5 protein-coding genes are annotated in these 7,132 nt (G+C 72.5%); 3 read left to right on the top strand and 2 right to left on the bottom strand.

Translation table 11 applies throughout. The annotated features are described in order from the left end of the window. The first annotated feature begins 232 nt into the window (after nucleotides 1-232). A complete protein-coding gene (locus EST92_RS30160; protein ID WP_129283861.1) occupies nucleotides 233-646 on the top strand; it encodes a tetratricopeptide repeat protein in 414 nt (137 codons plus the stop codon). Nucleotides 647-954: 308 nt separating this feature from the next. On the opposite strand, the gene EST92_RS30155 is transcribed toward EST92_RS30160, so the two are convergent. Then, nucleotides 955-1,269 (bottom strand): DUF6343 family protein, encoded by a 315-nt coding sequence (locus EST92_RS30155; protein WP_173909889.1) that lies wholly within the window; start codon nucleotides 1,267-1,269, stop codon nucleotides 955-957. A 46-nt stretch (nucleotides 1,270-1,315) separates the two neighbouring features. Continuing rightward, nucleotides 1,316-2,920, bottom strand: coding sequence for a UvrD-helicase domain-containing protein (locus EST92_RS30150; protein WP_129283860.1), 1,605 nt, complete (start codon nucleotides 2,918-2,920; stop codon nucleotides 1,316-1,318). 436 nt (nucleotides 2,921-3,356) lie between these two features. Here EST92_RS30150 and EST92_RS30145 point away from each other — a divergent pair, with 436 nt between their 5' ends. Both EST92_RS30145 and EST92_RS30140 read left to right on the top strand, forming a co-directional pair. Then, the gene (locus EST92_RS30145) at nucleotides 3,357-6,290 is read left to right on the top strand and encodes a DEAD/DEAH box helicase (protein ID WP_129283859.1); all 2,934 of its coding nucleotides are present in this window, start codon (nucleotides 3,357-3,359) and stop codon (nucleotides 6,288-6,290) included. Next, nucleotides 6,287-7,132, top strand: an 846-nt coding sequence (locus EST92_RS30140) for an SWIM zinc finger family protein (protein ID WP_254069146.1), incomplete at its 3' end; no start/stop codon positions are given. The genes EST92_RS30145 and EST92_RS30140, both read left to right, overlap by 4 nt.

Below are 7,132 nucleotides of genomic sequence, written 5' to 3'. Positions count from 1 at the left end.
CGCCCCTCCCCTCCCCGCGCTCTCGTCTCGTCCCTCCCCTCCTCTCTGCGACCTACTTCGCCTCAGCCGGTCTCCTCCGCCCGGATCGCCTATGGCTTTCGCGCCGCGGGTTGGGCCGGTTGAGGTTGTGCCGGCCGGGGAATGCCGCGGCCGGGGGGATTGTTGTGCCCCAGGTAGCGCCGTACGGTCCGTAGCTGAAGCACGCCCCGACGGCGACGGAGAGGAGCAGGCCGTGCCCGAAAGCAGCCCCGAGACGCACGTGATCGACTTCCGCGCCGCGGAGCAGCTGTTGGCGGCCCGCGACCCGCGCGGTGCGATCCAGCTGCTGGACTCGGTCATCACCGCGCATCCCGAGAACACCGCGGCCCGGCTGCTGCGCGCCCGCGCCTTCTTTCTTGCCGCTCAATTGCGGCCCGCGGAACTCGAGTTCCAGATCGTGCTGGAACGCGAGCCGGACAACGCCTTCGCGCATTTCGCGCTCGGTCGCACTCTGGAGCGTGCCGATCGTTCCGAGGAGGCCCTGCGCCACTTCCGGCTGGCGGCTGCTCTGGAGCCGCGCCCGGAGTTCATCGAGGCGGCCCGCTTCGCACGCGAGACGGGTAACGGCGAACACGACCCCGGCGATCCGGACGACGAGACGAAGTAGCCGGACCGAGACGGTTCGGGATGAGCGGACTGCTCCTCACCGCACGTTGGTCCAACCAGTGGCAGCACAAGCAATCTTCGGTGATCTTCGGTGCCGCCCCGCCGCACAGTCGTCGGTCCGGACGCGTACCCGCATTTCCCGATCCTCCGGTGCCGCTGGATTCCGTACGGGTGCATTTCAGGGATACCGCAGTCACAGCCGGAGTCGGACATCTTTTTCCTGCACGTGTATGCCTGTCTGTTCTGCCTGTGCCTGCCCACCGCCGTGCGACCGCTCAGTACCTCTCCAGTCGGTGTTCCGTCTCCGATCTACCGTCCGGTGTTCCGTCTGCGGCCGGCGTCGTTCCGTATGCCGAACGCGTCGTTCCGGCCCCGGTCGGGTGCGTAGGGCGGTATGTCCTTGCCCGGCTGGTAATGCGGTCCCTGGCGGATGTGGCGGATCACCATGGTCAGGTCCGTCGCCGCCACCATGGCCAGGGCGGCACATGCCGCTGCCCATTCCGGCCGTCCGGCATTGATGAAGGCCACGGTTCCGGCGATCGCCCACAGCAGCCCCCACAGCGCCAGCCCACAGCGTATTTTCAGTGGGCTGCGTGCGTGAAGGGGCTCATTTCCCGTACGCATCGGCACCCATCTCCCTCCTCCAGGATCCTCCCGATCGACTGGAGAGTCACCTCTCTCCGGTACCTCTTTTCGTCGCTTGCTCTCGCCGTTCCGCGGTTTGCGTCGTGGGTTTCCCGCTGGTGGGGCGTGGGTCGCCCGCCGGATGGCCGTTGATCCAGGAGAGCCCGCCGATGTCGAGCAGTGAGCGGGCGCGGGTCACCGCGACGTACGCCAGCCGTGCCTCGCCGATGTCGACCGGCCCTGGGAGCGGGGCTCCGTCCTCCCCGCGCTCGTCAAGATCATCGGGGCCGGTGAAATCGTCAGCGATGCGTACGCTCGCCCACTCCCGTCCCTTGGACCGGTGGGCGGTGGACACGGTCACCTCGGCGGACTCCTCGGGTGAGAGCTGCCGGAGGGCACGCAGCAGGGTGGGAGTGCCGTGTTCGTCGACCAGCTCCACGAGCGGCAGCAGATCCCGTCCGGCCGGGTCGAACTCCGCGTACTCGCGCAGTTCGCCCCAGGTCTCGAAGAGCATCAGCTCGGGGTGGGCGGTGCGCCGTCCGGCCTCGAGGTCGTGCGCCGCACGGGCAAGAGCGCTGAGCGCCCCACCGCCGCCTGCCAGTGCGACCCGGCGGTCCGCTGCCAGCTGCCGTATCACCTCCGCCATCGCCCCCACATTCGTCCGGCACAGAATCGCGTCCGGCGCGTGGACCCTGCGCACTTCCGTCTCCCGGTCGGGCGCACCGGTGAGTCGGAGCGGTGCGCCGACGATCGTGAGCCAGCGGTTGGCCTCGGCCGCGAGCGCCGGCCCGAAGCGGAACGAGCGGGAGAGGCTGAGCTGTCTCCCGTCGAATCCGGTCATGACATCGCGCGCGCCGCGCCAGCCGTAGATGGCTTGAGCGGAGTCCCCGACCATCACCAGTTGCGCGTGGTCGCGCGGGGCTGTGAAGACCTGCTCCACCACGGGGTTGGTGTCCTGTGCCTCGTCCAGGAGAAGGAAGTCCGCAGGGATGACGGGCTCGCTCAGCGCCCACATCTTGAGGTAGTGGTCGTGCTCGAAGCGGACGACGCCGTGGTCCGGATGCTGCAGATCGGCCCAGGCCTTGCGCGCATAGGGCAGGACGAGTTCGGCGAGGTGTGCGTGCAGCGGTTCGGATTCGGCTCCGCGCAGCGGTGGGACATGGTGCGGCGCCACCTCCGTGTCAGCCGACTGGCAGAAGCGGGTGACGGTGCGCAGCACCGTATGTGAGAGCGCCCTGTGCGTGACTGTGCGGGATCCGATGCGCACGGTCATGCCGTCGTCGATGCCCAGGGCCGCGCCCGTGCGCCAGCCCGCTTGCCGCGGGGCGTTCATGCGTGCCTGGAACCTCCTGCCCACGGCCGTGTAGGCGAGGGCGTGGGCGGTCCCGCAGGGCACCCCGGAGGGGAACGACCGGGCGGCATGGCGCGCGACCGCTCTGTTGAAGGCGATGTACCGGCCCGAACGGCCCTGGCGCCGCGCGGTGCGGGCGAGCATGGCGAGGGTGGTGGTCTTTCCTGTCCCGGCGCCGGCCTGGATCACCAGATGCGCGCCGGTCGGAAAGGCCTCCGCCGCGGCAGACTGTTCGAGGGTGGGCGGCTGAGTGGGGGACTTCGTGGAGGTGTTCACGTGCGTGGTCACAGGGGTGTTCATGAGGGCTCCTCGCCGGTATGCGCAACGACGCCGATCTATCACTGAGAGTGATTACGCCACTGACGGTAGCGGATTCCCGGCGGAGAACGAGACGCGGTGTGTGGCCTGTGGATAACTCCGGCCGGCCGGTGCGCGGGTGCGCGGCCAGCACGCGTGGTCAGTGCCGTCCGCGTCACCGGACGTGGCCGGTAACCAAGCCCGCCCCGCCCCAGATTCACGACTGCCTGACTGACTCCTTCGCCCGCACGAATTGCCTGACGTGCGCGACTTCGGTGAGTCGACCGGGGAGCTCCTCCACGAGTTCCACGCCTCGGGCAGCGGAAGGCACCCGGCGTACGACCGTAGACTCGCAGGTCGGGGACGCAGCAACAGGGCGGGCGCGGCAGGCTCGGGGAGCGCCGTAGCCGGCGCGGGACGGCCGAGCGTAAGGAATGGCATGACGAGGCGGTGGGACGCGGCGGCAGGGGAGACCCGGCCGCCGGACGGCTCGTCCGCGGCCGGATCCGGGGGCGCGGGGGAGGACGGCGGGATCGGTGCCGCCGCGGTCCGCTGCGCCGCGGTGTTCCTGCCCGCCCAGCCGCCGCGCGCCGGGAAGGTCGCGCTCTGGCGGCCGGAGGGCGGCCCGCTCCCGGACGGCCTCACCACAGGAAGCGAGGCGCCGGGGGAGGACGGGGCCGCCGAGCCGGGGCAGCTGACCGTCGCACGCCGCCACGGAAACGGCGCCCGCAGCCGTACGGTCCCCGCCGTGCTGCTCCCGCTGGCCGAGGCCGTCCCGCTGCTGATCCGTGCCCGGCACGCCCCGGACGCCCACCCGGCCGCCGCCTGCTGGGGAGCGGCCACCCTCCATGCGCTGCACCTCGCCGCGCGCGGCAGGATGCTCCCCGGGCTGACCGCCGACGACACCGACGCCTGGCGCGCCGGCCCGCTCGACCCCGACGACATCGCGCACCTCCGGGCCATCGCCGCCGCCATGCCCGCCGAGGCCTTCCCCGTACCCCTCCCCGGCAGCCGCCCGCTCCAACTGCACGACCCCGCGGCGCTGGTGCGGCGCTATGTGGACGCGGTCGTCGATGCCCTGCCGCGCACCCCCGCCGCCGCACTGGTGGCCGGCGCCCCGTATGCCGCGGTGACACCCCAACACCTGCCCGGGGCCCGGGAATGGGCCGCCGAGGTCGCGGCAGGCGTCGACGCGGGGGTGCGGCTCTCGCTGCGCCTCGACCTCTCCCCGCACCGGCTCTTCGACCGGCAGGAGGAGAACGGGGCGGGCGACACCGAAGAGCGCAGTGCGGCCGCCGCCGTCCTACAGGTGCACAGCCTGACCGACCCCACCCTGGTCGCCGACGCCCGGGACCTGTGGGAGGGCGAAGGGCCCGAGCACTTCGGGGCGCGCTCCCGCGTCGACACCCTCCTCGCACTGCGCCGCGCCGCCCGTGTCTGGGGCCCGCTCGCCCGTCTCCTGGAGCGGCCGGTGCCCGACGTACTGCCGCTCGGCGAGGACGAGTTGTACGAGCTGCTGGGCGAGGCCGCGCCGCGCCTGGGCGCCGCGGGAGTGACGGTCCACTGGCCAAGGGAACTGGCCCGCGGCCTGACCGCGGCGGCCGTGCTGCGCCCGGCACCCGGCTCGGCCGCGGACGGCTTCGGCTTCTTCGACACCCGCGAACTGCTGCAATTCCGCTGGCAGGTGGCGCTGGACGGGGTGGCGCTGACCGAGGCGGAAATGGACGCCCTCGCCGAGGCGCACCGCCCTGTCGTCCGGTTGCGTGACCAGTGGGTCCTGGTGGATCCCGGGCTCGTACGCAAGGCCCGTAAGCGCGAACTGGGCTACCTGGAGCCGGTCGACGCCCTCGCCGCGACGCTCCACGGCAGCACGGAGGTGGACGGCGAGGAGGTCGATGTGGTGCCCCAGGGCGCACTCGCCGCGCTGCGCAGCCGCCTCACCACCGACGCGCGCCCCCTGCCCCAGCCGCCCGGACTGTGCGCCACCCTCCGCGACTACCAACTACGGGGCATGGCCTGGCTCGACACCATGACCTCCCTCGGCCTGGGCGGGTGCCTCGCCGACGACATGGGCCTGGGCAAGACCGTCACCGTCATCGCGCTCCATCTGCACCGGCGGCCCGGTGCACCGGTGCTCGTGGTCTGCCCGGCCTCCCTCCTGGGCAATTGGCAGCGCGAGATCGAACGCTTCGCGCCCGGCACCGCCGTACGCCGCTTCCACGGCCCCGGTCGCAGCCTCGACGGTCTGGACGGCGGCTTCGTGCTGACGACCTACGGGACGATGCGCAGCAGCGCGCCCCAACTGGCCGGCCGGCCGTGGGCATGGGTCGTCGCCGACGAGGCCCAGCATGTGAAGAATCCGCGCTCCTCGACGGCCAAGGCGCTGCGCAGCATCAAGGCACCCGCCCGGATCGCCCTCACCGGCACCCCTGTGGAGAACAACCTCTCGGAGCTGTGGGCCCTCCTCGACTGGACGACCCCCGGGCTCCTCGGCCCCCTCAAGACCTTCCGTGCGCTGCACGCCCGTGAGGTCGAGGGCGGCGAGGACCCGGCGGCGGCCGAGCGGCTGGCCCGGCTGGTGCGCCCGTTCATCCTGCGCCGTAAGAAGTCCGACCCCGGCATCGCTCCCGAACTGCCGCCCAAGACCGAGACGGACCACCCGGTGGCGCTGGGGCGCGAACAGGCCGCGCTGTATCAGGCCGTCGTCCGCGAGACCCTCTCCCGGATCGAGAACGCCGAGGGCATCGCCCGCCGCGGCCTGGTCATGAAGCTGCTGACCGCCCTCAAGCAGATCTGCAACCACCCCGCGCAGTACCTCAAGGAGGCCGCACCCGGCGTCGCCGCCCGCTCCGGGAAGCTCGAACTCCTCGACGAACTCCTTGACACCATCCTCGCCGAGGGCGGTGCCACCTTGATCTTCACCCAGTACGTGGGCATGGCACGGCTGCTGGACGCACATCTGACCCGGCGCGGCATCCCGGTACAACTGCTGCACGGCGGCACCCCGGTCGCCGAACGGGAGGCGATGGTCGACCGCTTCCAGTCGGGACACGTCCCGGTCTTCCTGCTGTCGCTGAAGGCAGCCGGCACCGGCCTGAACCTGACCCGCGCGGGCCATGTGATCCACTACGACCGCTGGTGGAATCCGGCGGTGGAGGAGCAGGCCACCGACCGGGCGTACCGCATCGGCCAGACCCAGCCCGTCCAGGTCCACCGCCTGATCGCCGAAGGCACGGTCGAGGACAACATCGCGCAACTTCTCGGCGCCAAACGGGCGCTCGCCGACGCGGTGCTGACCGGCGGCGAGAGCGCGCTGACCGAACTGTCCGACGCCGACCTCGCCGACCTCGTCTCCCTCCGGAGGCCCGGATGAACCCACGCCCCGCCTCCGGGCGCGCCGCCGCAGCGGACCGGCTGGCCCGCGCGGACCGCTCACGCACCTTTCCGCCCCTGCCGGTCCGTACCGGCGCCCGGGGGCTGTTCGCCGAATCCTGGTGGGGCAGCGCCTGGCTGGACGCCCTGGAGACCACCGCCTTCGACAGCGCCCGGCTCGCCCGCGGCCGCACCTACGCCCGCGACGGCCATGTCGACACCATCAACGTCACCCCCGGTCGCATCGTCGCCACCGTCCGCGGCAGCCGACCCCGGCCCTACAGCGCCGAAATCCGCCTCCGGACGCTCACCGACCAGGAGTGGGACGCCCTCCTGGACGCCATCGCCGCGGAGCCCGGCCGGCTCACCGCCCTACTGGCCAAGGAGCTTCCGCCCGCACTGGCCGAGGGCGAGGTACGCCTCCTTCCGGGACCGGGCGACCTCGTCCCCCGGTGCTCGTGCCCCGACCACGGCCGTCCCTGCAAACACGCCGCGGCGCTCTGCTTCCAGGTGGCCCGGCTCCTGGACGCCGACCCGTTCGTGCTGCTGCTGATGCGCGGCCGCGGCGAACGCGAACTCCTCGACGCACTCTCCCGCCGCAACGCCGCCCTCACCGCCCGTGAAGCCCGCGACCACACCCCCGCCGCCGACCGGCCGGCCCCGTACCGCCGCGGGCCCGGAACCGGGGGAGAGCCGCAGGCCGCCGACACCGAACAGGACTCAGCGGCGGTCTCCGCCGGCGTCCCCGGGGAGCGGCCCGCCCCGGCCGAGCCCCCGTCGCGCGGGGTCCCGGCCCGGTCGGCCCTCGCAGGCCGCGCGGGTCAGGTTCAGGCCGGTGCCGGC

This window comes from Streptomyces sp. TM32, from assembly GCF_004122755.1.
GTDB classification, from domain to species: domain Bacteria; phylum Actinomycetota; class Actinomycetes; order Streptomycetales; family Streptomycetaceae; genus Streptomyces; species Streptomyces sioyaensis.
Note: the sequence above shows the minus strand (reverse complement) of the source record. Positions and strands in the feature narration are given on the sequence as shown.